This window comes from Sphingomonas elodea ATCC 31461 (genome assembly GCF_000226955.1).
In the GTDB taxonomy this organism is placed as follows: Bacteria; Pseudomonadota; Alphaproteobacteria; order Sphingomonadales; family Sphingomonadaceae; genus Sphingomonas; species Sphingomonas elodea.
Map to the genome: position 1 here is coordinate 1 of NZ_AGFU01000045.1, position 26,996 is coordinate 26,996.

The 26,996-nt window shown below is 68.3% G+C and carries 18 protein-coding genes; 11 read left to right on the forward strand and 7 right to left on the reverse strand.

Going from position 1 to position 26,996, the window contains the following annotated elements; translation table 11 throughout:
• Window positions 1-57: 57 nt before the first annotated feature.
• Window positions 58-939 carry an AraC family transcriptional regulator gene (locus KK7_RS0113150; protein WP_010545105.1) on the reverse strand — a complete coding sequence of 294 codons (882 nt, stop codon included), beginning with the start codon at window positions 937-939 and terminating at the stop codon, window positions 58-60.
• Window positions 940-1,100: 161 nt separating this feature from the next.
• On the opposite strand from KK7_RS0113150, the gene KK7_RS0113155 reads away from it, so the two are divergent.
• Window positions 1,101-2,648 carry an amidase gene (locus tag KK7_RS0113155; protein ID WP_010545106.1) on the forward strand — a complete coding sequence of 516 codons (1,548 nt, stop codon included), beginning with the start codon at window positions 1,101-1,103 and terminating at the stop codon, window positions 2,646-2,648.
• A gap of 135 nt (window positions 2,649-2,783) precedes the next feature.
• On the opposite strand, the gene gpmA is transcribed toward KK7_RS0113155, so the two are convergent.
• Window positions 2,784-3,470 carry a 2,3-diphosphoglycerate-dependent phosphoglycerate mutase gene (gene gpmA / locus KK7_RS0113160; RefSeq protein ID WP_010545107.1) on the reverse strand — a complete coding sequence of 229 codons (687 nt, stop codon included), beginning with the start codon at window positions 3,468-3,470 and terminating at the stop codon, window positions 2,784-2,786.
• 76 nt (window positions 3,471-3,546) lie between these two features.
• Here gpmA and KK7_RS0113165 point away from each other — a divergent pair, with 76 nt between their 5' ends.
• Window positions 3,547-4,272 (forward strand): dienelactone hydrolase family protein, encoded by a 726-nt coding sequence (locus KK7_RS0113165; protein ID WP_010545108.1) that lies wholly within the window; start codon window positions 3,547-3,549, stop codon window positions 4,270-4,272.
• A gap of 43 nt (window positions 4,273-4,315) precedes the next feature.
• On the opposite strand, the gene KK7_RS0113170 is transcribed toward KK7_RS0113165, so the two are convergent.
• From KK7_RS0113170 to ligA, 4 genes are all read right to left on the reverse strand, one after another.
• Window positions 4,316-5,119: a LytR/AlgR family response regulator transcription factor gene (locus KK7_RS0113170; protein WP_010545109.1), complete on the reverse strand. Its 804-nt coding sequence runs from the start codon at window positions 5,117-5,119 to the stop codon at window positions 4,316-4,318.
• A complete protein-coding gene (locus KK7_RS0113175; RefSeq protein WP_029623272.1) occupies window positions 5,116-6,219 on the reverse strand; it encodes a sensor histidine kinase in 1,104 nt (367 codons plus the stop codon). The genes KK7_RS0113170 and KK7_RS0113175 overlap by 4 nt, the downstream gene beginning before the upstream one ends.
• Window positions 6,220-6,346: 127 nt before the next feature.
• Complete coding sequence (locus KK7_RS0113180; RefSeq protein ID WP_010545111.1) at window positions 6,347-9,652, reverse strand: TonB-dependent receptor; 3,306 nt, start codon at window positions 9,650-9,652, stop codon at window positions 6,347-6,349.
• 143 nt (window positions 9,653-9,795) lie between these two features.
• The gene (gene ligA, locus KK7_RS0113185; RefSeq protein WP_010545112.1) at window positions 9,796-11,922 is read right to left on the reverse strand and encodes an NAD-dependent DNA ligase LigA; all 2,127 of its coding nucleotides are present in this window, start codon (window positions 11,920-11,922) and stop codon (window positions 9,796-9,798) included.
• 57 nt (window positions 11,923-11,979) lie between these two features.
• Between ligA and KK7_RS0113190 the strand changes: the two genes are divergently transcribed.
• The 7 genes from KK7_RS0113190 (at window position 11,980) to KK7_RS0113220 (ending at window position 20,484) form a co-directional block, all read left to right on the forward strand.
• The gene (locus tag KK7_RS0113190) at window positions 11,980-13,149 is read left to right on the forward strand and encodes an MBL fold metallo-hydrolase (protein WP_010545113.1); all 1,170 of its coding nucleotides are present in this window, start codon (window positions 11,980-11,982) and stop codon (window positions 13,147-13,149) included.
• A 51-nt stretch (window positions 13,150-13,200) separates the two neighbouring features.
• Window positions 13,201-13,659, forward strand: coding sequence for a hypothetical protein (locus KK7_RS0113195; RefSeq protein WP_010545114.1), 459 nt, complete (start codon window positions 13,201-13,203; stop codon window positions 13,657-13,659).
• A gap of 48 nt (window positions 13,660-13,707) precedes the next feature.
• Window positions 13,708-15,903 (forward strand): excinuclease ABC subunit UvrB, encoded by a 2,196-nt coding sequence (gene uvrB, locus KK7_RS0113200; RefSeq protein WP_010545115.1) that lies wholly within the window; start codon window positions 13,708-13,710, stop codon window positions 15,901-15,903.
• Between the two features lie 233 nt (window positions 15,904-16,136).
• Entirely contained in the window at window positions 16,137-17,186 is a 1,050-nt protein-coding gene (locus KK7_RS20670) for a glycoside hydrolase family 5 protein (RefSeq protein WP_237709211.1), read from the forward strand.
• Between the two features lie 80 nt (window positions 17,187-17,266).
• A complete protein-coding gene (locus tag KK7_RS0113210) occupies window positions 17,267-17,803 on the forward strand; it encodes a hypothetical protein (RefSeq protein WP_010545117.1) in 537 nt (178 codons plus the stop codon).
• A 519-nt stretch (window positions 17,804-18,322) separates the two neighbouring features.
• Complete coding sequence (locus KK7_RS0113215; RefSeq protein ID WP_100207591.1) at window positions 18,323-20,011, forward strand: putative bifunctional diguanylate cyclase/phosphodiesterase; 1,689 nt, start codon at window positions 18,323-18,325, stop codon at window positions 20,009-20,011.
• 41 nt (window positions 20,012-20,052) lie between these two features.
• Window positions 20,053-20,484 carry a hypothetical protein gene (locus tag KK7_RS0113220; RefSeq protein WP_010545119.1) on the forward strand — a complete coding sequence of 144 codons (432 nt, stop codon included), beginning with the start codon at window positions 20,053-20,055 and terminating at the stop codon, window positions 20,482-20,484.
• A gap of 7 nt (window positions 20,485-20,491) precedes the next feature.
• Here KK7_RS0113220 and mutS read toward each other — a convergent pair whose 3' ends face one another.
• The gene (gene mutS / locus KK7_RS0113225; RefSeq protein WP_010545120.1) at window positions 20,492-23,071 is read right to left on the reverse strand and encodes a DNA mismatch repair protein MutS; all 2,580 of its coding nucleotides are present in this window, start codon (window positions 23,069-23,071) and stop codon (window positions 20,492-20,494) included.
• A gap of 109 nt (window positions 23,072-23,180) precedes the next feature.
• Between mutS and KK7_RS0113230 the strand changes: the two genes are divergently transcribed.
• The gene (locus tag KK7_RS0113230) at window positions 23,181-24,701 is read left to right on the forward strand and encodes a hypothetical protein (protein WP_010545121.1); all 1,521 of its coding nucleotides are present in this window, start codon (window positions 23,181-23,183) and stop codon (window positions 24,699-24,701) included.
• Window positions 24,702-24,794: 93 nt separating this feature from the next.
• Window positions 24,795-26,996, forward strand: a 2,202-nt coding sequence (locus KK7_RS0113235) for an NADP-dependent malic enzyme (protein ID WP_010545122.1), incomplete at its 3' end; no start/stop codon positions are given.

Here is a 26,996-nt window from a genome sequence, read left to right on the forward strand (position 1 = left end):
AACCCCCCCCCGCCACAACCGCTGGGGGTCGTGGCGGGGCAAGCTGCACCATGGGGGCTATTTGAGCGGCAGATAGAGCTCTGTGACCGATTCATGCTCGGGCACGTCGGGGAAGAAGGCGACGCGGCGGGCGAAGAGCGGGAAGTCGCCGGGCTCCTCGCCGCTTTCCGGCAGCCATTCGCGGTAGAGGAACAGCGCGGCGGGTTCGAGATCGTCGGCCTGGCCCACCACCCGCAGCATCGCGCAGCGACCGGCCGGGATCAGGCCGGGTTCGATGCCGTGGGCGGCATCCGCCACCGGATGCGCCGCGCCGGCGCAGAGGTCGAGGCGATAGTCCTGCGGCGGCGTGGTGCGCGGGTCGGTGTGGAAGATGGTGTAGGTGGCGCTCGCCGGCGGGCGGTGGCCGGTCGTCTTGCGCCAGGCGATGAAGCGGCGGATCGTGTCGCCGAGATGCGCGGGGTCGCCGCGGTGGGTGAGGAAGGCCACCGGGGTGGCGGGAAAGTCGAGCGTGGTGACGTCGGTGGTCGTGAATCGGGTCTGCATCGTCTGGCTCCGGGCTTGGGTTAGCGGCGCGAGGGCCGCGTGCCAGGGGTGCCAGTCCGGCGCCGCGCGGAACTGCGAGGGCGCCTGGCCGAAGCGCTGGCGGAAGGCCCGGGCGAACGCCTCGGGCGCTTCGTAGCCGGCGTCGAGCGCGATATCGGTTACGGCCTCGCCCGGCCGATAGGCGAGGCGGTAGGACGCCCGCTTCATCCGCACGAGTTGGACGTAGCGATGCACCGACAGGCCGAACAGCGCGCTGAACTGGCGGTGGAAATGATGCTTCGAAAACGCCGCGACGCCCGCCAGCGTCTCCAGGCTCAGATCCTCCTCGGCATGCGTGTCGACATGGTCGAGCACGCGCTGCATCCGGGCATGGTAGCGGGCGAGCGGCGTCTGCATCAGTTCCTCCGTGGCGACGCCTTCCTAGGGAGCGGCCCGGGGCCGCGCCTGACCGATCTTGCCGATTGTCCATCGGGGCAGGATTGCGCTTGTTTCGCGCCACGTTAGGCTGTCTCCAAACCACACAAAAGGGGGCTGCGATGCGGACTTGGGGTGTAGCGATGCTGGCGCTGGCGGCGGCCGGCCCGGCGATGGCGCAGGTGCGGGTGGAGGAGGTGCCGGCGACGCGAATCGCCGCCGATCTCGCCGCGGGCAAGACGAGCAGCACCGCGGTGACCGCCGCCTATCTCGCCCGCATCGCCGCGATGGATGGCAAGGGCCCGACGCTCCGCTCGGTGATCGCGGTCAGCCCCGATGCGCTCGCCCAGGCGCGCGCCAGCGACGCGCGGCGCAAGGCGGGCAGGCCGCTGGGCCCGCTCGACGGCGTGCCGGTGCTGATCAAGGACAATATCGAGACGAAGGAACTGCCGACCACCGCCGGCAGCCTGGCGCTCAAGGACAATCGCACCGGCCGCGACGCGCCGGTGGTGGCGCAGCTGCGCGCGGCCGGCGCGGTGATCCTCGGCAAGACCAACCTCAGCGAATGGGCGAACATCCGCTCCGACCGGTCGATGAGCGGGTGGAGCGCGGTCGGCGGGCTGGTGCGCAATCCCTATGCGCTCGATCGCACCAGCTGCGGATCGTCGAGCGGATCGGGCGCGGCGGCGGCGGCGAGCTTCGCGGCGGTCGCGGTGGGCACCGAGACCGATGGCTCGGTGGTATGCCCCTCGGTGATGAACGGGCTGGTCGGCCTCAAGCCGACGCTCGGGCTGGTCAGCCGGACGCATGTGGTGCCGATCAGCCACAGCCAGGACACGCCGGGGCCGATGGGCCGCAGCGTGGCGGACGTGGCGCTGCTCTTCTCCGCGATGGTCGGCGAGGACCCCGCCGATCCGGCCACCAAGGGCGCGAATGCCTACCGCAAGGACTATGCGGCGGGCCTCGCCGCCGATGCGCTGAAGGGGATGCGGATCGGCTATTGGCGGCCGGAGATGGCCGACGATCTCGCCGCCCGCTTCGACAAGGCGCTGGCCGAACTGCGCGCGGCGGGGGCGACGTTGGTCGAGGTGAAGGTCCCCAAGCTCGACGGGCTGGGCGAGGCCGAGGGGCTGGTGCTCTATACCGAGCTCAAGGCCGATCTCGCCGCCTATCTGGCGACCACGCCCGCTTCGGTGAAGGTGCGGACGCTGGCCGACGTGATCGCGTTCAACAAGGCGCATGCGGGCGAGGAGATGGCGTTCTTCGGCCAGGAAACCTTCCTCAAGGCCGAGGCGACCAAGGGCCTCGACGATCCCGACTACAAGGCGGCACGGGCGAAATCGCAGCGGCTGGCCGGGCCGGAGGGGATCGACGCGATGCTCAAGGCGGCGGGCGCGCAGCTGCTGGTGACGCCCACCTACGGCACGCCCTGGCTGAGCGACCCCGCGCATGGCGACCAGTTCGTCGGCCCCTCGGCCAGCGAGCTGCCGGCGGTGTCCGGCTATCCGCACCTCACCGTGCCGATGGGGCTGGTGAACGGGCTGCCGGCGGGGCTGTCGTTCATCGGCACGGCCTATGCGGACGGGCTGCTGCTGCGCGCGGGCTATGCGTACGAGCAGGCGAGCAAGGCGCGGGTGGCACCGCAGTACCGGGCGACGATCCCGGCGGATCTGGGGCCGCGCGGGCGGTGAGGGGATAATGTCTAGCCCCTCCCCTTCAGGGGAGGGGTTGGGGTGGGGCTGTGTCTCACCGAGACCAACCGACGTTCTGGAATCCCTCCACCCCCAAACCCCTCCTCCGAGGAGGATGGGCTTAAAGTCAGAAACTCACCGCTCGCTCAGATAATAGCGCTCGATTTCCTTCAGCTCGTCGTCGAGCTGGTACACGATCGGCTGGCCGGTCGGGATTTCCAGGCTGACGATATCCTCGTCGGCGATGCCGGACAGGTGCTTGACCAGCGCGCGCAGCGAATTGCCGTGGGCGGCGATCAGCACGCGCTTGCCGGCCTTCAGCTCGGGGGCGATGCGCTGTTCCCAATAGGGCAGCACGCGCGCGATCGTGTCCTTCAGGCTCTCGGTCTGCGGGATCGGGATGCCGGCATAGCGCGGGTCCTGGGTCAGGTCCCAGGGCGAGCCCGCCTCGGGGAGCGGCGGCGGCACGTCGAAGCTGCGGCGCCAGATCTTCACCTGTTCGTCACCGTGCTTGGCCGCCGTCTCCGCCTTGTCGAGGCCGGTCAGGCCGCCATAATGGCGCTCGTTGAGGCGCCAGTCCTTCTCTTCCGGCAGCCACAGCCGGTCCATCGCCTCCAGCGCCAGGTGCAGCGTCTTGATCGCGCGGCTCTGGAAGCTGGTGAAGGCGAGGTCGAAGTCGAGGCCCTTCTCCTTCATCAGCGTGCCGGCGGCGGTCGCTTCGCGCACGCCCTGCTCGGTCAGGTCGACGTCCCACCAGCCGGTGAAGCGATTTTCCAGGTTCCAGGCCGACTGGCCGTGGCGGATCAGGACGAGCGTGGGCATGGGCGATCTCCTTGCATCAAGTTGCCGCCGTCCTTAGCGACACGGGCGACAGGGACAAGCGCAGGAGTGATGCGACATGGCGGTGGTGCGGCAGACCTTGGTCTATGACGGCCCCGGCGGCCCCTTCGAAGGCACGGCGGTGTGGGACGACGATGTCGGCCATGCCCGCCCCGGCGTGCTGGTGCTGCCCAACGTGCTCGGCGCCAAGCAGGCCGATGTCGAGAAGGCCGAGGATCTCGCGCGGCTCGGCTATGTCGCGCTGGTCGCGGACCTGTACGGCCAGGGCAAGCGCACCGCGATGGGCGACCCGGACTATGCGCGGTACATGGATACGCTGAACGCCGATCGCGCCCTGTTGCGCGACCGGCTAGCAACGTCGCTGGAAACGCTGGCCGCGCTGGGCCCGGCGGATCGCGACCGGCTGGCGGCGATCGGCTTCTGCTTCGGCGGCAAGTGCGTGCTCGACATGGCGCGGGCCGGGCTGCCGATCCTGGGCGGCGTTTCGTTCCACGGCGTCTATGATCGGCCGGATCTGCCCGCGGACGCGCCGATCACGGCCAGACTGCTCGTCTGCCATGGCTGGAACGATCCGCTGTGCCCGCCCGAGGCGACGGTGGCGCTGGCGCAGGAACTCACCACCCGCGGCGCGGACTGGCAGCTCCACGCCTATGGCCATGCCGGCCACGCCTTTACCGACCGGAGCCGCGTCCAGAGCAAGAACCCCGACATCGCCTATGCGCCCAAGGCCGATCGCCGCAGCTGGCAGGCGATGACCAATTTCCTCGCTGAACTGTTCGGGTGAGGGGCACCGGGCGGCGTCTGGCGACGGCCGCCCGGTCCTCCGGTCAATGCACGAAGCGCGCCACCACGTCGCGATAGGAGCGCGAGACCTTCACCTGCGCGCCCGAATCGAGCACCAGGAAACACTCGCCATTGGTGTGCGGCTTCACCTGCCGCACCAGGTCGAGATTGACGATGGTCGAGCGGTGGACGCGCTGGAAGCGGCGCGGATCGAGCCGCTTTTCCAGATCCTTCATCGTCTCGCGCAGGATCAGCGTGTTGTCGCCGGTATAGATGCACATGTAATCGCCGGCCGCGTCGATCCGTTCGATCGTGTCGACGTCGACGCGGAAGATCTGGCCGCGATCCTTGATGTTGATGAGCTTTTCGAAGCGATTGGCGGCGGGCTCGGCGCCGTCGCCGGCAGCGATGTCGTCCACCGCATCCGGCGCCACTTCGGCGAGCACTTCCTTCAGCTTCTCCACTTCCTCCACGCCGCGCTTCTCGGCGAGGCGCTGGCGGACGCGGTCGAGCGTGTCGGCCAGCCGGGTCGGCTCCACCGGCTTCATCAGATAGTCCACCGCCTGCGCCTCGAAGGCGCGGATGGCGTGATCGGAAAAGGCGGTGACGAAGACGAACAGCGGCGGTTCGACCTCCATCAGGCCCTGGATTACCGAGAACCCGTCAAAGCCCGGCATCTGGATGTCGAGAAAAACGAGGTCGGGCTTGTGCGTCTTGATCGATCGGATGGCTTCACGGCCATTGGAGCATTTGTCGATGATTTCGACATCCTCATGCTCCTGGAGCCGGAGCTCGAGCCCCTGAATCGCCAGGGATTCGTCGTCTACGAGGATGGTACGGATGGTCATGCGGCCTCTCGGTTCGGTTCCTCAAGCTGGAACGGTATCTCGATCTCAACGCTGAAACCTTCCCCGGGTTTCGTTCGCGTCTCGAAACGATGGTCAGGCCCGAAAGCCTGTGCCAACCGCTCCCGTATATTGGCGAGCCCCACGCCAGTGGAAAGCGTCGGCCTGGGACGCGCTTCGATCAATCCCGGACCCGTATCGGACACGGCGATCTGCACCCTATCGCCGGTGAGCCGAGCCGAGACGATGATGTCGGCGCCCTCTTCCTGCGTGCTGACGGCATATTTGATCGCGTTCTCGACCAGCGGCTGGAGCAGCAGCGAGGGCAGCCGCGCCTTGGCGACGCGCGGATCGAGATCGAAATGCATCCGCAGCCGCTCGTCGAAGCGCATCTTTTCGATCTCGAGATAGAGCTTCAGCGTCTCGATCTCCTGCGCCAGCGTGACGTGCGCGGTCGGCTCGTTGGCCAGCGTGTAGCGCAGGAAGGAGGAGAGGCGGGACAGCATGATGTTGGCCCGCTCGGTCTGCTTGAGCAGCACCAGCGTCGAGATCGAGTTGAGCGTGTTGAACAGGAAGTGCGGATTGAGCTGATACCGCAGCATCGCCAGCTGCGCGCTGGAGGCCTGGTTCTCCAGGATCTGCATCCGATCGATCTGCTGCTCGACGATCAGGTAGAAGTTGATCCCGAAATAGAGCGCGGACCAGCCCGCCAGCACGGTGAAGGTGAGGAAGCTGGCACCCACCACCCGCGCCACCGTGATCCCGGGCTCGGCCGCGTTGAACGAATAGGTAAAGGCCTCCAGCGCCGCGTAGAGCAGCGTTGCCGCGCCCAGCGTGGCGAGGGTGAGCAGCACCGCCGGGATACGCGGCAGGCGGCGGTAGAAGCCGTAGAGCGCCGAGAGCAGCAGGGTGAGGCAATAGCCGACGATCGCTTCGATGATCGCCTTGATCAGGCCTTCGACCGACAGGCCGTTGGAGATCGACGAGACCGAACGCAGCAGCAGATAGCCGCTCCAGCCGGTGGCCTGGAGAATCCAGAAGGCGCGGCCCTTGTCTTCGAAGAAGGGTCGGGAAAACAGGTCGGGCTTGGTAAGGCCCAACATCTTGACGCGCGGAAGCGGAAGCGAAGTCTTTGCCACGCCGCGCCTCTACCATCGGTGGGCGAAGGGAGCAAAAAAAATGCCGGGCCCTTGCGGTGCCCGGCATTCGTGAAAGGTTGATCGGTGCCGCTTAGAAGGTGAAGCGGGCGCCGACGCGGATCGCGTAGAACGAACCGTTGAAGTTGACCGCCGAGCTGTTGACCGGCTGGAAGTTCGAATACTGATACTTCGCGCAGCCATTGGCGGGGTTCGGGTTGGCCGTGGTTGCCGCGCCCGTCGCGGTCGGCGCACCGATCGCTGCGGTCGACGGGATCACAACGCCTGCCGTGTTGACGCAATTCACGGTCACCACCGCACCGGCGTACGGGAAGCCGAACTGGCGCAGGCCGCCCCAGTTCTTGTTGATCAGGTTCGGCACGTTGTTGATGTCCGCGAACACCGACAGGCGCGAGCGGCCCACGAAGGTCGGGATTTCCTGCTCGAGGTGCAGGTCGATCTGCGTGAAGGCGCGGTTGCGGGCGATGTTCTTCGGCGCGATCTGGCCGCGATAGTTCTTCAGCGCCGTGCTGTTGATCAGCGATTCGAGCGCGTTCTTGGTCGCCTCGCTGTCATACTGCACGATCGCGTCGGTACCCGCCTTCGGCACGTACAGCAGGTTGGTGTTGGTGGTGCCGCCGGTGAGGACGGTACCGAACACGCCGGTACGGTTCGTCGGGGTGTCGCGCATGGTGAAGCTGTACGGACGTCCCGCGCGGGTTTCGCCGAACAGCTGGATCACGGTGCGATAGTCGCCGAAGAAGGCGTGATCGAAGCCGATGTTATACTTGTACGACCACTTGATCTGGTCGCTCGACGTGCCGAGCACCGGGAAGTTCGGGTCCGCGAAGAACTGGTTGCGGAAGTTCGAGTTGATCGTCGACGAGGTGGCGTTGCCCACATCGCGAACGTCCTGCAGCGTGTAGCTGCCGCCGAACGACAGACCCCAGTCGAACTTCTTGTCGAAGCGAACCACGCCGATGTGCGAGCGACCCTTGTGGGCGCTGGTCACCAGGATGTCGAAGTTGTTGTCGCTGAAGCCGAGCAGGCCGTTGTAGCGCGGACGGCCGTCCGGCAGCGTGCCCACCTGCACCGAGCGCGCGTCGACGAAGATCGGCGTGTCGAGCGTGTTCGAGTAGTAATAGTCGGCGCCGAAGTTGAAACCCCACAGGTTCAGGTCACCCGACAGCGTCGCCTTGAGCGAGCGCGGCAGGTGGAAATCCCGTGCGATCGCACCGGTGTTGGTGCGGGCGATGTTCGGGTTGTTCGCCGTGTCGCTGGCATAGGCGGCCAGCGCGTCCGACACCTTGCCGGTGACGTTGTTGAGCGCGGCCTGGCAGATCGCGTCCGGAACGCCGCCGGTGCAGGTGTTGGCGCCCGATGCCGAACGCGTGATGACCAGCGAGTTGGTGGTGATCGTGTTCGAGAAGCTGTTCGACAGATAGATGTCGGGCGAACCGCCGCCGAAGATGCCCGCGCCGCCGCGGAAGCTGAACGGCTTGGCGGCCGGCTTGAACTCGAAGCTCAGGCGCGGCTCGAACTGGTCGAGGCCCTTGTAGGTCTTCAGGTTCGAGAAGCCGTAGCGCTGGGTGAAATACGGGTTCAGTGTCGGCAGGTCGCGCATGCCGTACATGGTGTAGCGAACGCCGGCGGTGATGCGCAGCGCGTCGTTGACCTGCCAGTCGTCCTGCGCGCCCAGCGTGTAGGCGGTGTAGTGGAAATTGGCCGCGGCGCTGTTGCCGCCGCCGATGATCGCCGAATATTGGAGCGTGCCCGCGCGGCGCGCCTGGAAGTCGGCCAGCGAGTCGAAATACCAGCTGCCCAGGCTGTTCTGCACGAAGTTGTTGAACGTGCGGTTCTGGGTGACGTCGATCAGGGCACGGATTTCGTGGTTGCCGGCCTGGTAGCGGGTCGCGAACGAACCGGCCCAGGTGTCGTAGAACAGCTGGTTGGTCTGGCGCGAATTGTCCGGGCCGAAGGTGACGGTCGGGATGCCGGCCGAGCAGGTCGAGATCGTGCCGGCCGACGCCGCGTCATAGCATACGCCGAGCTGGCCGTTGGGACGGCCGCCGAACGGCTCCTGGCCGCGGCGCGTCCAGCGATAGATCAGGCGCGCTTCGGTCGAGAAGTTGCTGGTCCAGTCCGAGTTCAGCTGCAGGATGCCGGCGCGGAGCAGTTCGCTCAGCGCATAGGCATTGGTGCTGAGACCATAGGTGGTGGCGGCGAGCGACGTGTTGTTCTGGCTGCCCTGCACGTTGTACGAGTTGACGTACGAGAAGGACAGCTTCTGGCCCGTCATCACGTTCCAGTCGACGCGGGCTACGACCTTCTCGTCCTTGCGGTCGTTGATCGTCAGCGCCGTGCCCGGCTCGATGCTGTAGGTGCTCTTCGCGATCGCGCTGATGTCGGTGATCGCCTGGTTCAGCTGCGCCGGGTTGGCGTACGAAGCCACCAGGGTCGAATAGGGGCGCGGATCGGTGTTGCGCTCGCCGGAGATCATGAAGAACAGCTTGTCCTTGATGATCGGGCCGCTCAGCGTGGCGCCATAGGTCTCCGACTTGAACTTCGGGCGGGCGAAGACGGTGCTGCCGATCTTGGTGCCGCTCAGGCCGTCGGTGTTCTGCGAGTAGAAGCCGGTGCCGTGGAATTCGTTGGTACCCGACTTGAGCACGGTGTCGATCGCGCCGCCCTGGAAGCCGCTCTGGCGGAAGTCATAGGGAGCGACCGAGACCGAGACCTGGGCCAGCGCGTCGAACGGAACCGGGCCGCGGATGTTCGGGCTGGCGTCCTGGTTGAGGCCGAACGTGTCGCCCACGGTCACGCCGTTGATGGTGAAGCGGTTGAAGCGCGGGTTCACACCGGCGAACGAAACCGCGCCGCCGCGGTCGCCGCTGTTCGACACGTCGAGCGTGGCGAACGGGTCGCGGCGCTGGATGTCGCGGATGTCGCGGTTGACCGAGGCAACCTTGGAGATCTGGAGCGCGTCGAGAACGGTCGACGGGCCGTTCGAGGTGATGCCGGCGCCCTTGATGCGCGAGGCGGTGACGACGATCTCGGCGCCCGCATCGGCGGTCGCGGCGAGATCGATCGGCAGCGCATAGACCTGCTGGACGACAGTGTAGATGTCGGTGACGGTCTGGTTGCCCGAGGCGCTGGTCACTTCGACGGTGTAGGGGCCGCCCGTGCGGAGACCGGCGACGTTGAAGTTGCCTTCCGCGTCGGTCTTGACCTGCGAACGCGTACCCGACGGCACGTGGATGGTGACCACCGTCGCATCCGCAACCGGCGCGCCGTTGGCGGTCACGGTGCCGCGAATCGTGGAGGTGGTTTCCTGCGCGTGCGCGGCAACCGGGATGAGCAGCGCGGCAGCAGCCACGCCTGCAAGATAGTGCGTTCGCATCGAGAGTTCCCTTTTTGAGCCTGTGGCTGCCAGTCGTGGCTTTTCACGCCATCTGTCTGGCTGCCCCCTGCTTGGCTTTGATTGCGGAATTGTGACAGTCAATACGTCCGGAACGTTCCACTATGGTGCGTTGCAAAAAGGCATCACTCGGAAGCGCTTACAATCGACAGCCAATCCGCCTCGCTGATCACGCGAATCCCCAGATCGGCCGCCTTTTTCAGCTTCGATCCGGCGCCCGGACCGGCGATCACCAGATCGGTCTTCGCCGATACCGAACCCGATACCCGCGCGCCCAGCCGCTCCGCCTGCGCCTTCGCCTCGTCGCGACTCACCGCTTCCAGCGTGCCGGTGAACACCAGCGTCTTGCCGGTCACTTCCGAGTCGCGCGATTCCACCACGAAGGGTGGGGGGGCGACTTCGCCGAGCAGATCGGCCCAGGCCGCGCGGTTGTGCGGTTCGTGGAAGAAGTCCGCCAGCGCATGGCCCACCGCCGCGCCGACATTCTCGACGCCGATGCGCTCGGCGATCGCCTTGTCGAGCCGGGTGCGGTGCTTCGCCTCGGTCTCGCCGAGTTGGGGCGGGGTGGCGTCGCGCAGGGCGATCAGTTCGTCGGCGATCGCCTCCAGCGCGGGGAGGGTGACATAGCGCTTGAGCAGGTCGCGCGCGGTGATCGCGCCGATGTGGCGGATGCCCAGGCCGAACAGCAGCCGCGCGGTATCGGGCGTGCGCTTCGCCTCGATCGCGGCGAGCAGGCCGTCGACCGACTTTTCCTGCCAGCCTTCGCGCCCGAGCAGGTCGCCCCGGTGCCGCGCGAGGCGGAAGATGTCGGCCGGCTCGGCGATCCAGCCCAGGTCGAGCAGTTCGATCAGCGTCTTCTCGCCCAGCCCGTCGATGTCGAGCGCCCCGCGGCTGACGAAATGCTTCAAGCGCTCCAGCCGCTGCGCCGGGCAGATCAGCCCGCCCGTGCAGCGGACATCCACTTCGCCTTCCTCGGCCACCGCTTCCGACGCGCAGATCGGGCAATGGGCGGGGAAGTGCCAGTCGGCGCGCGGTTCGTCGCGCGTCAGGTTCTCGACGATCTGGGGGATCACGTCGCCGGCGCGCTGGAGCACCACGCGGTCGCCGGGGCGCACGCCCAGCCGCGCGATCTCGTCGGCATTGTGCAGCGTCGCGTTGCTGACGACGACGCCGCCCACCGTCACCGGCTCCAGCCGCGCGACGGGCGTGAGCTTGCCGGTGCGGCCGACCTGGATGTCGATCGCCAGCAGCGTCGTTTGGGCGCGCTCGGCGGGAAATTTATGGGCGAGGCCCCAGCGCGGCGCGCGGCCGACAGTGCCCAGCCGCTCCTGCCAATCGAGCCGGTCGACCTTGTAGACCACGCCGTCGATGTCGAAGCCTAAATCGGCGCGGCGCGTCTCGATCGCGCGGTACTGGGCGAGGGCATCCTCCAGCGTGGGTGCGCGGACGAACAGGTCGGAGACCGGGAAGCCCCAGGCGCGGATGCGGTCGATCGCCGCATACTGCCTGTCGGCCAGCGGTTCGCTCAGCTCGCCCCAGCCCCACGCCAGGAAGCGCAGCGGCCGCGTCGCGGTGACGGCGGCGTCCTTCTGGCGCAGCGATCCGGCGGCGGCGTTGCGCGGATTGGCGAACTGGCGGGCTTCCTTGCCGGTCTCTTCCGCCTCGGCGAGCAGCCGGGCGTTGAGCGCGGCGAAATCGGCCTTGGCCATATAGACCTCGCCGCGCACCTCGCAGACCGGCGGGGCGCCCTCGATGCGGTGCGGGATGTCCCGGATGGTGCGGACGTTCGGCGTCACGTCCTCGCCGATCCGGCCGTCGCCGCGGGTGAGCGCCTGGACGAGTTCGCCGTTCACATAGCGCAGCGAACAGGAGAGGCCGTCGATCTTGGGTTCGGCGGTGAGTTCCACGGCGGCATCGTCGGCCAGCTTGAGGAAGCGGCGGACGCGGCCGAGGAAGTCGGCGATGTCCTCGTCCGAAAAGCCGTTGTCGAGGCTGAACATCTGCCGCGCATGCGCCACCTTGGCGAGCGGGCCCGACGGCGTGGCCCCGACCTGGCGCGACGGCGAATCGGCACGGACGAGATCGGGGAAGGCGGCTTCGAGTTCGGCGTTGCGGCGGACGAGCGCGTCGAAGTCCGCATCGCTGATCTCGGGCGCGTCCTCGTCGTGATAGCGACGGTTGTGGTGCGCGATCTCCGTGGCGAGGCGTTCGAGCTCGGCGGCGGCGTCTTCAGGCGTAAGGGGCAGCGTCATGCGTTCGGGCTAGGGGATCGGCGCGGTTGATCGCAAGGGGCTTTGCGGCCATCAGCCATGCCCATGCGTATTGCGACCATGGTGAAGGTATTCGGTGGTATCCTGCTCTGGATCGTGGTGGCGCTGTGCCTGTTCCTGACGCTGGTGCCGCCCTTCCTCGACCGCATCTACTACCGCGGGGGCGAGACCGGGCATTTCGACGGCGCCCGCTTTGCCAATCCCGATGGGGAAACCGCGCCGGCACCCGCGCTCGCCTTCGTGTTCCTCGCGCACCGGATCGCCAGCGTGGGGCGGCAGCCGGCATGGCCCGCCAGCGTGCCCGTCACCCAAGGCCGTCCCCCCGCGCGGGTCGCAGGGCAGGCGATGAAGGTCAGCTGGATCGGCCATGCCAGCGTGCTGATCCAGACCCAGGGCCTTAACATCCTCACCGATCCGGTGTGGAGTGACGTCGCCGGGCCGCTCGGCATGGGGCCGAAGCGCGTCGCGGTGCCCGGCGTGCGCCTGGCGGACCTGCCCAGGATCGACCTGATCGTCGTCAGCCACAACCATTACGACCATCTCGATCTCGCGACGCTCAAGACGATCTGGCAGCGGGACCGGCCGGTGATCGTGACCGGCCTGGGCAATGACAGCGTCATCGGGCAGGCGGGCGTGCCGGCGCGCGGGCTCGACTGGGGGCAGCGGCTGACGCTTCGGCCGGGCATCGACGTGGTGGTCACCCGCAACCATCACTGGAGCAGCCGCTGGTTCGCCGATCGCAACCGTGCGCTGTGGTCCAGCTTCGTGGTGACGCTGCCGGGCGGCAACCTGTTCTTCGCCGGCGATACCGGCTGGGGCGACGGCAAATGGCCGGCCGAGGCCGCCGCGCTGGGGCCGGTGCGCTTCGCGGCGATTCCCGTGGGCGCCTTCCGCTTCAAGCCCGGCCAGATGGCGGCGGATGCGCATATCGGCCCGCGCGACGCGATCCGGGTTTGGGTCGGGCTCGGCCGGCCCTGGGCGTTGCCGATCCACTGGGGCACCTTCCGCCTTTCCTGGGAAGCCTATCGCACGCCCCCGGACATGCTGGCGGCGATGCTGCGCTGTGGCGGCACCGACCCCGCGCGCTTTATCGATCATCCGCTGGGCCGGAGCTTCGACGTGCCGGCGATCGGCACCCCGCCCCCGCCGCCGAGCGAGGAGGGCATCGCACGCTGCCGCGCCACCGGCCAGTTCGACCGGTATCGCTGAGCTTGAGCGTCCCGCGCGCGCTCACTAGAAGGCGCGCGGGGCAAGGGGCGTATGGGCAACGGCATCGGCGCGACGCGCGACTATCGGACGAGCATTGACGGCGTCGGCAAGGCGCTGGGCGTCGGCAGCGCGCTTGGCGGGCTGCTGATCCTGATGCTGCTGATCGGTGCAGGGCAGCGGGCGGCGTTCGCGCTGCTGAGCGGCGTCTTGCTCGGCGCGATCTTCAGCGGCATCGCGCTGGCGGCGGTCGGCGGGCCGATCTGGCTGGTGTTGCACGCGCTCGGCCTGCGGCGCGGACGACACGCCGCGCTGGTGACCGGATTGCTCGGGCTCGGCCTCTATCTGGGCGCGCAGGGCTATGGCACCGGGCTCTACACGATCGCGCCGATCGATACGCGCAGCTGGCTGCTCGGGCTGGCGCTCAGGGCCGCACAGGGCCTCGCCGTGGCGCTGCTCGCCGCCGGCATCGGGCTGGCCATGTGGCGGATCGCCTACCGACCCGACGCCTGACCGACGGGCCGCTTTTCAGACGGCGCCTTGCTCCCCATATTCAACGGCATGGCGATCCAGATCCGGACCAACCTTGCCGAGCCCGAGACGGGCCAGGCCTTCATCCCCCACCGCCCGCAGCGCCCCGAAAAGGCGGAGGGCGGCAAGGCGTTCAAGCTCGTCTCCGACTATCAGCCCTCGGGCGACCAGCGCTTCGCGATTCCGGAACTGGTCGAACAGGCCCGCGCGGGCGAGCGCGACCAGGTGCTGCTCGGCGTCACCGGTTCGGGCAAGACCTACACCATGGCCAAGGTGATCGAGGAACTGCAGCGTCCCGCGCTGATCCTCGCGCCGAACAAGATCCTCGCCGCGCAGCTCTATGGCGAGTTCAAGAACTTCTTCCCAGAGAACGCGGTCGAATATTTCGTCAGCTATTACGATTACTATCAGCCCGAAGCCTATGTGCCCCGGTCGGATACCTATATCGAGAAGGAAAGCTCGATCAACGAGGCGATCGACCGGATGCGCCACGCCGCCACCCGATCGCTGCTGGAGCGCGACGACGTGATCATCGTCGCCTCGGTCTCGTGCCTCTATGGTATCGGCTCGGTCGAGACCTATTCGGCGATGATCTTCGACCTGAAGAAGGGCCAGGTGGTCGACCAGCGCGAGATCATCCGCAAGCTGGTGGCGCTCCAGTACAAGCGCAACGACGCCGCCTTCGGGCGCGGCGCGTTCCGGGTGCGCGGCGACAATCTCGAACTGTTCCCCTCGCACTATGAGGATACCGCCTGGCGGATCAGCTTCTTCGGCGACGAGATCGAGGAGATCGTCGAATTCGATCCGCTGACCGGCAAGAAGGTGGCGAGCCTCGATTATGTCCGCGTCTATGCCAACAGCCACTATGTGACGCCGGGGCCGACGCTGAAGCAGGCGATGGAGGCGATCCGCCACGAGCTGACCGAGCGGCTCAAGGAACTGGAAGCGGAGGGCAAGCTGCTGGAGTTGCAGCGGCTGGAGCAGCGCACGAACTTTGACCTGGAGATGATCGCGGCGACGGGCAGTTGCGCCGGCATCGAGAATTACAGCCGCTTCCTCACCGGCCGCCTGCCGGGCGAGCCGCCGCCCACTTTGTTCGAATATCTGCCGGAAAACGCGCTGCTGTTCGTCGACGAGAGCCACCAGACGATCGGCCAGATCAACGGCATGTCGCGCGGTGACCACAAGCGCAAATTGACCCTCGCCGAGTACGGGTTTCGCCTGCCGAGCGCGATCGACAACCGGCCCTTACGCTTCAACGAATGGGACGCGATGCGGCCGCAGACCACCTATGTCTCGGCCACCCCCGGCGACTGGGAGATGGAGCGCACCGGCGGCGTGTTCGTCGAGCAGGTGATCCGCCCCACCGGGCTGATCGACCCGCCGGTGGAGATCCGTCCGGTCGAGGAGCAGGTGCAGGACCTGATCCAGGAGTGCAAGGCGACCGCCGCCAAGGGCTATCGCACGCTGGTCACCACGCTCACCAAGCGGATGGCCGAGGACCTGACCGAATATATGCACGAGGCGGGCGTGAAGGTCCGCTACATGCACTCGGACACCGAGACGCTGGAGCGCATCGAGCTGATCCGCGACCTGCGGATGGGGGTGTACGACGTGCTGATCGGCATCAACCTGCTGCGCGAGGGGCTCGACATTCCCGAATGCGGGCTGGTCGCGATCCTCGATGCCGACAAGGAGGGCTTTCTGCGCTCCGAGACCTCGCTGATCCAGACGATCGGCCGCGCGGCGCGCAACGTGGAAGGCCGGGTGATCCTCTATGCCGATCGGATGACCGGCAGCATGGAACGCGCGCTCGCCGAGACCGGCCGCCGCCGCGAGAAGCAGATGGCGTACAATCTCGAGCACGGCATCACGCCGGAGACGGTCAAGAAGAATATCGGCGACATCATCGCGCACGTCGCCTCGAAGGACGGCGTCACCGTGGAGATCGATGCCGATCGCCCGCACATGGTCGGCCACAATCTGCGTGCCTATATCGAGGAGCTCGAGAAGAAGATGCGCGACGCCGCCGCGAACCTCGAGTTCGAGGAGGCCGGCCGTCTGCGCGACGAGATCCGCGCGCTGGAGGCGGAGGAGCTTGGGCTCCCCGAGGGCGAACGCAAGGCGCCGATCATGGGGCGCAGCAACGAGGGCAAGCCGGGGACGCGCAAGACGCGCTTCGGCAAGCAGACCAAGACGAAGTTCGGCGGGCCGCGGCGGGGGTAGCCGCGCGAGGCGTCCGGGTCTGTCACGCGCGCGGAGGCGCGCGGCGATGTGATACTCTTTTCCCAGTTGCCACAAGCCATTGCATTGTCTCGCGGCTTGAATGACAACGTAGTCAGTGCCGGCGTTGAAGCCGGGGGCAGGGGAGAGGACGGATGCGGGCGCGGGATTTGCTTGCCGGCTTGAGTGTGGTGGCGCTTTGCGCCTGTGGCGGTGGTTCTTCGGCGGGAGGAACGGTGGTTGCCGCAACGCCGGTGCCCAGCCCTACGCCCACGCCAAGCCAGACACCCTCTCCGACGGCCACGCCCGTCAGCTACACCCCTGCCGCCGCCTTCCGGGCGACCACCGGGGCGACGATCCCGATCGGCAAGTGCGTCAACATGGGCAACCATCTCGAGGCGCCGAAGGAGGGGGACTGGGGCCGGGCGATCGTCGACGCCGACTTCACGCTGATCAAGGCCGCGGGGTTCGACACGATCCGGCTGCCGGTACGCTGGTCCAGCCACGCGCTGGCGACCGCGCCCTACACGATCGACGCGGCGTTCCTCGCCCGCGTGCGCCATGTCGTCGATACGGCCCGCGCCGCCGGGCTGAACGTGATGCTCAACCTCCACCACTATGAGGAAATGGCGACCGCGCCTGCGGCCCATGCCGAACGCTTTGCCGGGCTGTGGAAGCAGATCGCCGCCGCCTTTGCGGACGCGCCGGAGGCGAGCGTCTGGTTCGAGCTGATGAACGAGCCCAATGGCGCGCTCAACGACAGCAACCTCAAGGCTATCCTCACCCCGGCGCTGGCGGCGGTGCGGGTCACCAACCCGACGCGCCCGGTGATCATCGGTGGGCAGAACTGGAGCGGGGTGCCCTCGCTCGCAACGCTGCAGCTGCCGGACGATCCGCGGCTGGTGGTGACGATCCACACCTATGATCCGTTCGATTTCACCCATCAGAATGCCACCTGGCTGGCTCCCCTCCCGGTGCCGCCGCTGGGCCGGACCTTCGGCAGCGCGGCCGACTATCGCGGACTCGACGCGAACCTGGCGACGGTGCGCGCCTATATGCGCACGACCGGTCGACAGGTGTTCGTCGGCGAATATGGCGCGACCGACGATCCCGGCGTGCCGCTGGCGCAGCGGATCCTCTATTACGGCACGATATCCTCGGCCTATGCCTCGATCGGGGTGCAGAGCTGTGCCTGGGCCTATGCCAACACCTTCAAGCTGCGCGACGGCGGCGGCTGGCTTCCCGGCATGACCGAGGCGATCCGCACCACGACGACCCTCCAGTAGTCGTCGGCTGCGGCAGGCCGCCGCGTTGCTGCGGGCGGTCGTGGTTGAGGCGGGACCTGTGCTCGCCCATAAGCGCGTCCATGCGATCGCTTTTCCTGCTCGCCGGTGCCGGCCTTGTCCCGCTCGCCGGCTGCGTGCCCGCCCCGACCACAGCGCCGCCGGCTCCGGCAGCCCGACCTGCGCCCGCACCTGCTCCCGTCGCGCCGCGCCCGGCGCCGGCGCTGGGGGCGGATTGGCGCGACTGGCCGCTGACGCCGGGCGACTGGCGCTATCGGTCGGAGGCCCGGGGCGGGGTTGCCAGCTATGGCACGGCCGGTGCAGCGCCGCTGGCCAGCCTGCGCTGCGACCTGGCGGCACGGCGTGTCACCTTCGCACGGGCAGGGGGCGCGGCCGCGACGCTTACCGTGCGGACCACCAGCGCCGTCCGTACCGTGCCGATGGTGCCGGACGCGCAGGCCCCGGGCACCATCGCGACCGGCTTCCCCGCGAACGACGGCTTCCTCGACGCGATGGGGTTCAGCCGCGGGCGGCTGGTCGTGGAGGGCGGTGGCCTGCCGACCCTGGTGCTGCCGGCCTGGCCGGAGATTCTGCGGGTGGTGGAGGACTGCCGCAAGTGACGCGGCGCGGTGCAACCGGCGCCAGACTCTCAGAATCGCACCGATAAAATTCTTTTACAAGACTTGTTCTGCGACTCAGGGGCGTCCTACATGTCAAGTGTGTCGAGAGGCACAGGCTCTTCAACAAGCGAAAGGAGGTGATCCGATGTCTCATGGTTCAGCAGTGAGGTCGGTTCAGTTCGTTCGGGAGACGCGCCGCTGACCTTGCCGCGCGGACGGAAGCCCTCCGTCCGTGATGCCGTGCGGGAGGTATTCTCCTCCAATCAACGCCGGCAGCTGCAGGTGAAGCGGTCCGCATGGTCTCCCGGGCTGGAGCTCTCCGGCCGCTGACCATGTCGGGGGTCGCCGGGTACCCTGGATAGGGGCCCGGCGGCCTCTTTCATTTTTGAGCCCCGCAATGTCCCGCGGCGCATCGTTAGCAAAACGTTACCCAGGCGATATGGACATGACCCGGCTTGGCCGGATCCGAGTCGCGCGGGCAGGGATGCTCCCCGATCCAACCGGGAAACGGGGTGCCACATGGCGCAGAGTGAACAGGGAGGCGCGAGTGCGGCACGCGGATCCTGTCTGCGTGCCATGCTGGAGGCGCTGCCGTCGCCGGTCTTCCTCGTCGACCGCGCCGACCGGATGGTGGAAGTCAACACCGCCTTCTGCGCGCTGGCCGGCAAGGACCGTGCGTTCTGGCTGAACACGCCGCTGCACGACTATCTCTCGCCCCTCCAGCTCGAGCGCTACACCGCCGAGCATGCGCAGGTCTTCGCCACCGGCGAGGATCTCGAGACCGAGGAAACCATCGATGGATATGACGGCGCTCCCCGTCATGTCGTCACCCGGCGGCGGCGTATCGAACTCGACGGCGAGCCCCTTGTCCTGACGATCCTCAGCGACGTCACCGCCCTGCGCGAGGCCGAGGCCCGCGCCCGCCACCTCGCCTTTCACGATCCGCTGACCGGCCTGGGCAATCGCGCCGCGCTCAACGAGCAGCTGGCCGAACGGCTCGCGATACGCCCGGCGGCGCAGCCTGCGCTGCTGCTGATCGACCTTTTCCAGTTCAAGGACATCAACGATGCATTTGGCGAGTGCGTCGGCGATGCCCTGCTTCGGGCTTTTGCCTACCGGCTCGCGGGCGCTGCCCGCGGGTCGGACCGGGTGGCGCGCACCGGCGGTGATACCTTCGCGCTGCTGATCGACGACTGTGCCGACGCCGCCGCGGCCGAAGCGGCCTGCCGGCGCGTGCTGGCGATGGGCGAGGCGCCCCTGGCCGGGCCGGCCGGCGCGGTGACGCTGGGGCTCTCGATCGGCTGCGCCTGGGCGGAGCCGGGGGTGGGCGCTGCGGAACTCCACCGCCGCGCGGAGTTCGCCTTGTACGAGGCGAAGCAGCAGCCGGCCAATGTCTTCCGGCTGTTCGATGCGGCGCTCGCGGCCGAGGTGCAGCTGCGCCGCACGCTGGAGGCCGAGCTGCGCCGGGCATTGGCGGCAGGCGACCAGCTCGACGTGCATTACCAGCCGGTGCTGGATGCCGGCGGGCACCGGGTCGTCGGGGTCGAGGCGCTGGTCCGCTGGAACCATCCGGAGCGGGGCATGATCCCGCCCGCGACGTTCATTCCCATCGCCGAGGCGAGCGGCCTGATCGTGCCGCTGGGCGAATGGGTGCTCGATCGGGCGGCGGCGATGATGGTGCGCTTCCCGGAGATCGCGCTGGCGGTCAATCTGTCGCCGATCCAGCTGCGCAGCCCCGGCATCGATGCGCGCATCCTCGCCATTCTTGCGCGGTACGGCATGGATCCCCGCCAGCTGCAGCTCGAAGTCACCGAAAGCGCGATGCTGGCGATGGATGCCGGGGTGGAGCAGGGCCTCCTGCGGCTCCGCGAAGCGGGCGCGCAGCTGGTGCTCGACGATTTCGGCACCGGCTATTCCAGCCTGTCGCACCTCCACAAGCTGGCGATCGACCGGGTGAAGATCGACCAGAGCTTCGTGCGCGACCTGGGCAGCTCCCAGGATGCGCGGGCGATCATCCAGGCGGTGCTCGGCATCGGCCAGTCGCTCGGCATCGGCGTGACGGCGGAGGGCGTGGAGGACGAGACGCAGCAGCTGTTCCTGCGCGCGTTTGGCTGCCATGAATTCCAGGGCTATCTGTTCTCGCGGCCGCTGCCCGCGGCCGATGCCGCGGCCTTCCTGGAAGCGCACAGGACGCGCGCGGCGGCCTGAACGCCGCTGGCCTAGTCGGGACGTTTCGCTAGACTGGCCAAATGCGGATTTTCGTGTCCCTTGCCGTCGTGCTGGCGCTGCCCGCCTGTTCGGGAGCTGCCGTTTGTGAAGACAAGCTGGTTGAGGCGAAGCCCCAGCCGCACGGCCTGCTCGCCGCCTTTCTTTTCGTGCGGGACTGCGGCGCAACGGCGGATTTCGCGACGCATGTTGCGGTGGGCGTGAGAGCTGACGGCCTGGCAGGCGCGACCACGATTTTCATTGCGGATTCGGATCACGGCGCGGCGCGTGTCGAGCCGAACAATGCGATCTGGGCCTCGGTAGGCTGGCTTGATACGGATCGATTGTCGCTCGCCTATGCGAAGGACGCGCGGGTGTTCCGGCGGGAGCAAAAGGCGCTAGGTGTGAAGATCCAATATCGCGCGACTGGACCGTACGAACCTGTACCGCCTTCGGTATATCCTTCGGTACATTGAGTGTCCTTCACTCCTCCCTCGCCAGCCCCTTCAGGCGGTAGAGTACGTCCAGCGCGTCGCGGGGGCTGAGCGCGTCGACATCAATCGATTCCAGTTCCTGCCGCAGCGCGTCGACCTTCTCTTCCTCGGCCTGCACGGCGGCGGCGAACAGGGGCAGGTCGTCCAGGCCTGCCGCCAGCCCGCCGGTCTTGGCGCGGCCGGCTTCCAGCTTGTCGAGCACCGCCTTGGCGCGCTTGACCGTGGCGGGCGACATGCCGGCGAGGCGGGCGACGGCGATGCCGTAGCTGCGATCCGCCGGGCCGTCGGCCAGTTCGTGCAGCAGCACCAGATCGCCCTTCCATTCGCGGGCGCGGACATGGTGGAGGGTGAGCGCGTCGCAGCGCTCGGCCAGCCTCGTCAGTTCGTGATAGTGCGTCGCGAACAGGCAGCGGCAGCGATTGTCCTCGTGGATCGCCTCCACCACCGCCCAGGCGATGGCGAGCCCGTCATAGGTGGAGGTACCGCGGCCGACCTCGTCGAGGATCACGAAGCTGCGCGGGGTCGCCTGCGCCAGGATCGCGGCGGTCTCGACCATCTCGACCATGAAGGTGGAGCGGCCGCGCGCCAGATTGTCCGAGGCGCCGACGCGGCTGAACAGCCGGTCGACCAGCCCCAGCGTCGCGCGCGTGGCGGGCACGTAGCTGCCGGCCTGGGCCAGCACCGCGATCAGCGCGTTCTGGCGCAGGAAGGTCGACTTGCCGCCCATGTTCGGGCCGGTGACCAGCCACAGGCGCGAGTCCTCGGACAGCCGGCAGTCGTTCGCCACGAACCGGCCGCCGGCGCGCGCCACCGCGGCCTCCACCACCGGGTGCCGCCCGCCCTCGATCTCGAAGCAGCGATGCTCGACCAGTTCGGGCCGCGCCCAGCCGCCCTCGGCGGCGCGTTCGGCCAGGCCGGCGGCGACGTCGATCCGGGCGAGCGCATCCGCCGTGGCGGCGACGGGCTCGCGGCGGGCGAGCGCCTGCGCGGTCAGGTCCTCCAGATGCGCGGCTTCGGCGGAAAGGGCGTGGGCGCCGGCCTGGGTCACCTTCACGGCCACGTCGTGCAGCTCGGGCGCGTTGAAGCGGACGACGCCGGCCAGCGTCTGGCGATGGGTGAAGCCGCTGTCGGGCTTCATCAGCGCATCGGCCGAGCGCGCGGGCACTTCGATGTGATAGCCGAGCACGCCGTTGTGGCGGATCTTGAGCGCGGTGATGCCGGTGCGGGTGCGGTATTCGCCCTCCAGCGCGGCGATCGCCCGGCGGCCGCCGGCGCCGGCATCGCGCAGATCGTCGAGCGCGGCATCGTAGCCCTCGGCGATATAGCCGCCATGCGCGGCGTCGACCGGGGGTTCGGGCACCAGCGCGCGGGTGAGCAGGTCGATCAGCGCGCCGTGGCCGCGCAGCTGCGGCGCGAGCTCGCGGAGCAGGGCGGGGGCATCGGTGAGACGATCGATCCGCGCGCCCAGCCGCCAGGCGCCGTCCAGGCCGTCGCGGAGCTGGCCGAGGTCGCGGGGGGAGCCGCGTCCGGCGGCGAGGCGGCCGAGGGCGCGGCCGATATCGGGCAGCGCGCGCAGCGTCGCACGGATGCCGTCGCGCAGGCCCGCATCGTCGTGGAACAGGGTGACGAGGTCGAGCCGCGCGTCGATCGCGGCGCGGTCCATCAGCGGGGCGGCGATATCGGCGCCGAGCAGCCGCGCGCCGGCGCCGGTGACCGTGCGGTCGACGGCGTCGAGCAGGCTGCCCTTGCGGGCGCCGGCGGCGCTGACGGTAAGCTCCAGGCTCTCGCGCGTCGCCGCGTCGATCGCCATCGCCGCCTCTGCGCGGCTGACCCGTGGCGGGCGAAGGAACGGCAGCGAGCCCTTGGCGGTATGCTCCAGATAGGCGACCAGCCCGCCCGCCGCGGCGAGCCCCGCGCGCGAAAACTGGCCGAAGCCGTCCAGCGTCGCCACGCCGAACAGCCGCTTCAGCCGCGCCTCGCCGCCGGCGCTGTCGAAATCGACTTTGGGGCGGAGTGCGGTCGTCAGTTCGGCGAACTCGGTGGCGTCGCAGGCGATCGTCTCGGCGGGATTGAGGCGGGCGAGTTCGGCCTCCAGCCGCGCGGCATCGGTTTCGATCAGCTCGAACCGGCCGGTGGAAATATCGGCGCAGGCGATCGCGACGCCGCCCCCGGCCTCGCCCACCGCCACGCACCAGTTGGCGGTGCGGCTGTCGAGCAGCGCCTCCTCGGTCAGCGTGCCGGCGGTGACGACGCGGACGATCGCGCGCGCCACCAGCGCCTTCGATCCGGCGCGCTTCTTCGCTTCCTCGGGCGTCTCGGTCTGGTTGGCGATCGCGACGCGGTGGCCCGCCTTGATCAGCCGGGCGAGATAGGCCTCCATCGCGTGCACCGGCACGCCGCACATCGGGATCTTGTCGCCCTCATGCTCGCCGCGCGAGGTGAGCGCGATATCCAGCACGCTGCTCGCGATCTTCGCATCGTCGAAGAACAGCTCGAAAAAGTCGCCCATGCGGTAGAACAGCAGGCAATCCCCCGCCTCTTCCTTGAGCGCGAGATACTGGGCCATCATCGGAGTAGGGGCGGCGGAAGACATCGCGTCTCGCTACCGGAAGCACGGGGGGCGGCACAACCGCCGCCATGGGGTGACGCTGGTGGAAACTGGGGATAAGGCGCCGCGGATGAAGACCTTCCCGCCCTCGCAGGCTCCGCGCGTGCTGCAATGGCGGTGGATCGCGGTACTGGCGCTTGTGTCAGCGCTGCCCTTCCTGTTCGTGCCGGTGCCGCCGCTGGTCGACGTACCCGGCCATATCGGGCGGTTCGCGGTACAGATGGCGCCTGCGGACAGCGTGCTGCACCGCTATTTCAGTTTCGACTGGCGGCCGACGCTCAACCTCGGCAGCGACCTCGTCGTGCAGGCACTACATCCGGTGCTGGGGCCGATCGCGGCGATGTGGCTGGTCTGCGCCGCCGTGCCGGTGCTGACCATGCTGGGGCTGCTCGGCGTCGCGCGCAGGCTCAACCCGCGGGGGGCGGCGGCGCTGCCCTGGGCGCTGATCCTCGTCTATAACGACAGCTTCCTCTGGGGCTTCGTCAACTATGCACTGAGCGCGGCGCTGGCGCTGTGCGGATTCGCTCTGTGGATGGGCTGGGATGCCCGGCCAAGGCTTCGCGCCGCGTGCTTCGCGCTGTTAACGCCGGCGCTGTTCCTCGCGCATGGCGAGGGCGGGGCGCTGCTGGCGCTGTGGATCGCGGCGTTCGAGGCGGAGCGTCTCGGGCCATGGCGCCTGAAGACGCTGGCTGCACGTCTCTGGCCGCTCGGCGTTGCGGCGGTCCCGGTGCTGCTGGCCCGTGGCGGGGAGCAGGGCGGAGTGACCCTGTGGAACTGGCCGAGCAAGGCCGACGCGCTGTTCAACCTCGTCCGCGATCAGAACCTGGTGTTCGACGTCGCTGCGGCGCTGGCGATGGTCGCGGTGCTGATCGTCGGGCGGATGTGCGGCGCGCGGATCGCGCGGCCCGGCGCCTGGGCGGTGTGGGGCAGCTTCGCGTTGTTCCTGGTCGCGCCCTTCCAGCTTTCCGGCACCGCCAATGTCGATGCCCGGCTGCTCGCCCATGCGATGATGCTCGCGCTGGTGCTGCAGGACTGGCACGGCACCGGCCCCCGGCTGCGCCGCGGTGTGGCGGTCGCGGGCGCGGCCCTGCTGGTGCTGCGCTTCGCCGTCACCACCGCAAGCTTCATCGGCTATGGCCGCGACTATGCGCGGCAACTGGCGGCGCTGGACCATATCGCCCCGGGCAGCCGGGTGCTGAACCTTACCCTCAGCGATTGCGGGGCCCGCGGCTGGCGGCAACCGCGCACCACCCATCTCGCCGCCCTCGCCACGGCGGAGCGGGACGCCTGGGTGAATGTCCACTGGGCGGTCAAAGCCGTACATCTGCTGCAGGTTCGCTACGCCCCCGCGGGCTTCGCGACGGACCCGTCGCAGATCGTCTATGCGCCGGGCTGCACCGGCACCACCGGCACCGGCAACCCGCGGCTGGGCATCGCGCAGGTGCTGCCGCGCCTGCCGCTCGATCAGGTCGACTATCTCTGGCTGATCGACGTGACGCTGCCGCCCGGTCCGCGTGACCCGCGACTGGTGCCGGTCTGGCAGTCAAACGACAGCGCGCTCTACGCAATTCATCATATTAAAGCGACGTAGGGGAATGCGCGGAAAACGCCTTCTGCGGTTTGCAATCGCTGCTTCGGGCTGCTTTAGGGGCGGAAACAGTCCGAGAAATTAGGAGCCGAACGGATGGCCGAAGAGAGCAACGTCCAGTTTTCCGATCGCGAAGCACTTCGCTACCACGCCGAAGGCCGCCCCGGTAAGATCGAGATCGTCGCCTCCAAGCCGATGGCGACCCAGCGGGACCTCGCGCTGGCCTATTCGCCGGGCGTCGCCGTGCCGGTGCTGGCCATCTCCGAAAATCCGGCAACCGCCTATGACTATACCGCCAAGGGCAACCTCGTCGCGGTCATCTCCAACGGCACCGCGATCCTGGGCCTCGGTAATCTCGGCGCGCTGGCGTCCAAGCCGGTGATGGAAGGCAAGGCTGTGCTGTTCAAGCGCTTCGCCGACGTCGACTCGATCGACCTCGAGCTGAAGACCGAGGATGTCGATCGCTTCATCGACGCGGTGGAACTGATGGAGCCGAGCTTCGGCGGCATCAACCTGGAAGACATCAAGGCCCCCGAATGCTTCGTGATCGAGCAGACGCTGCGCGAACGCATGAACATTCCGGTGTTCCATGACGACCAGCACGGCACCGCGATCATCGCCGCCGCGGGCCTGATCAACGCGCTGTACCTGACCGGTCGCGACATCAAGACGACCAGGATCGTCGTCAACGGCGCCGGCGCCGCCGCGATCGCCTGCACCGAACTGATCAAGGCGATGGGTCTGCCGCAGGACAATCTGCTGATGTGCGACCGCACCGGTGTGATCTATCAGGGCCGCGAGGGCATCAACCAGTGGCAGTCGGCGCATGCCGCCCGCACCGACCGCCGCACGCTGGCCGAGGCGCTGGAAGGCGCCGACGTGTTCCTCGGCCTCTCCGCCGCCAACGCGCTGCCGGCCGAACTGCTGGAGAAGATGGCGCCCAAGCCGATCATCTTCGCGATGGCCAATCCGGATCCGGAGATCACCCCGCCCGAGGCGAAGCGCGTGCGCCCGGACGTGATCATCGCCACCGGCCGTTCGGACTATCCGAACCAGGTGAACAACGTGCTCTGTTTCCCGTTCATCTTCCGCGGCGCCCTCGACGTGCGCGCAACGACGATCAACGACGCGATGAAGGTCGCCGCCGCCCGCGCCCTCGCCGAACTCGCCCGGCAGCAGGTGCCGGAAGAAGTCGCGACGGCCTATGGCACGTCGCACAGCTTCGGCCCGGACTATATCATCCCGACCCCGTTCGACCCGCGGCTGATCGAGATCATCCCGGCGGCCGTCGCGCAGGCGGCGATGGATTCGGGCGTGGCGACCCGGCCGATCATCGACATGACGGCCTATCGTCAGCAGCTGCGCGCGCGTATGAACCCGACCACGTCGGTGCTCAGCATGGCCTATGAGGGCGCCCGCGCCCAGCCGAAGCGCGTCATCTTCGCCGAGGGCGAGGAAGAAGTGGTGCTGCGCGCCGCGATCGCCTTCCAGGAAGGCGGCTATGGCACGCCGGTGCTGGTGGGCCGGGAATCGGTGCACGATCGCCTCCGCGCGCTCGGCGCCAACCCCGATCATTTCGAGCTGCACAACAGCGTCAACTCGCCGCTGGTCGAGGACATGGTGGAGACGCTGTACAAGCGGCTCCAGCGCCGCGGCTATCTGCGCCGCGACTGCGAGCGGATGGTCAACCGCGACCGCAACATCTTCGGCTCGCTGCTGCTCCGCATGGGCCATGCCGATGCGATGATCACCGGCGTGACGCGGACCTATGCCGAAACGATGCGCCAGGTGCGCCGCGTGATCGATCCGGTCGACGGCCGCACCCCGTTCGGCATCCACGTGCTGGTCGGCCAGTCGCACACCGTGTTCATCGCCGACACCACGGTCAGCGAACGCCCGAACGCCGAGGAGCTGGCCGATATCGCCGAGCGCACCGTGCAGGTCGCCAGGCGGATGGGCCATGAGCCGCGCGTCGCGCTGCTCAGCTACTCCACCTTCGGCAATCCCGAGGGCAAGTGGGTCGACAATATCCGCGATGCGGTGAAGGTGCTCGACGCGCGCGGCGTCGCTTTTGAATATGAAGGCGACATGGCGCCCGACGTGGCGCTGAACCCGAAGCTGCTCGCCAACTATCCGTTCGCGCGCCTCTCCGGCCCCGCCAACATCCTGATCATGCCGGGCCTGCAATCGGCCAACATCTCGGCCAAGCTGCTGCGCGAGCTGGGCGGCGATTCGATGATCGGCCCGATGCTGATCGGCATGGAAAAGCCGGTGCAGATCGCGCCGATGACGGCGACC

Bases quoted from the DNA above. Each gene is read 5' to 3' on its own strand.
- KK7_RS0113210 (WP_010545117.1), top strand. From the start codon at position 17,267: ATGCGATCGCTTTTCCTGCTCGCCGGTGCCGGCCTTGTCCCGCTCGCC.
- KK7_RS0113180 (WP_010545111.1), bottom strand. From the start codon at position 9,652: ATGCGAACGCACTATCTTGCAGGCGTGGCTGCTGCCGCGCTGCTCATC.
- KK7_RS0113220 (WP_010545119.1), top strand. From the start codon at position 20,053: ATGCGGATTTTCGTGTCCCTTGCCGTCGTGCTGGCGCTGCCCGCCTGT.
- KK7_RS0113230 (WP_010545121.1), top strand. From the start codon at position 23,181: ATGAAGACCTTCCCGCCCTCGCAGGCTCCGCGCGTGCTGCAATGGCGG.
- KK7_RS0113190 (WP_010545113.1), top strand. From the start codon at position 11,980: ATGCCCATGCGTATTGCGACCATGGTGAAGGTATTCGGTGGTATCCTG.
- KK7_RS0113195 (WP_010545114.1), top strand. From the start codon at position 13,201: ATGGGCAACGGCATCGGCGCGACGCGCGACTATCGGACGAGCATTGAC.
- uvrB (WP_010545115.1), top strand. From the start codon at position 13,708: ATGGCGATCCAGATCCGGACCAACCTTGCCGAGCCCGAGACGGGCCAG.
- KK7_RS0113175 (WP_029623272.1), bottom strand. From the start codon at position 6,219: ATGTTGGGCCTTACCAAGCCCGACCTGTTTTCCCGACCCTTCTTCGAA.
- ligA (WP_010545112.1), bottom strand. From the start codon at position 11,922: ATGACGCTGCCCCTTACGCCTGAAGACGCCGCCGCCGAGCTCGAACGC.
- KK7_RS0113165 (WP_010545108.1), top strand. From the start codon at position 3,547: ATGGCGGTGGTGCGGCAGACCTTGGTCTATGACGGCCCCGGCGGCCCC.
- gpmA (WP_010545107.1), bottom strand. From the start codon at position 3,470: ATGCCCACGCTCGTCCTGATCCGCCACGGCCAGTCGGCCTGGAACCTG.
- KK7_RS0113150 (WP_010545105.1), bottom strand. From the start codon at position 939: ATGCAGACGCCGCTCGCCCGCTACCATGCCCGGATGCAGCGCGTGCTC.
- mutS (WP_010545120.1), bottom strand. From the start codon at position 23,071: ATGATGGCCCAGTATCTCGCGCTCAAGGAAGAGGCGGGGGATTGCCTG.
- KK7_RS0113215 (WP_100207591.1), top strand. From the start codon at position 18,323: ATGGCGCAGAGTGAACAGGGAGGCGCGAGTGCGGCACGCGGATCCTGT.
- KK7_RS0113155 (WP_010545106.1), top strand. From the start codon at position 1,101: ATGCTGGCGCTGGCGGCGGCCGGCCCGGCGATGGCGCAGGTGCGGGTG.
- KK7_RS0113170 (WP_010545109.1), bottom strand. From the start codon at position 5,119: ATGACCATCCGTACCATCCTCGTAGACGACGAATCCCTGGCGATTCAG.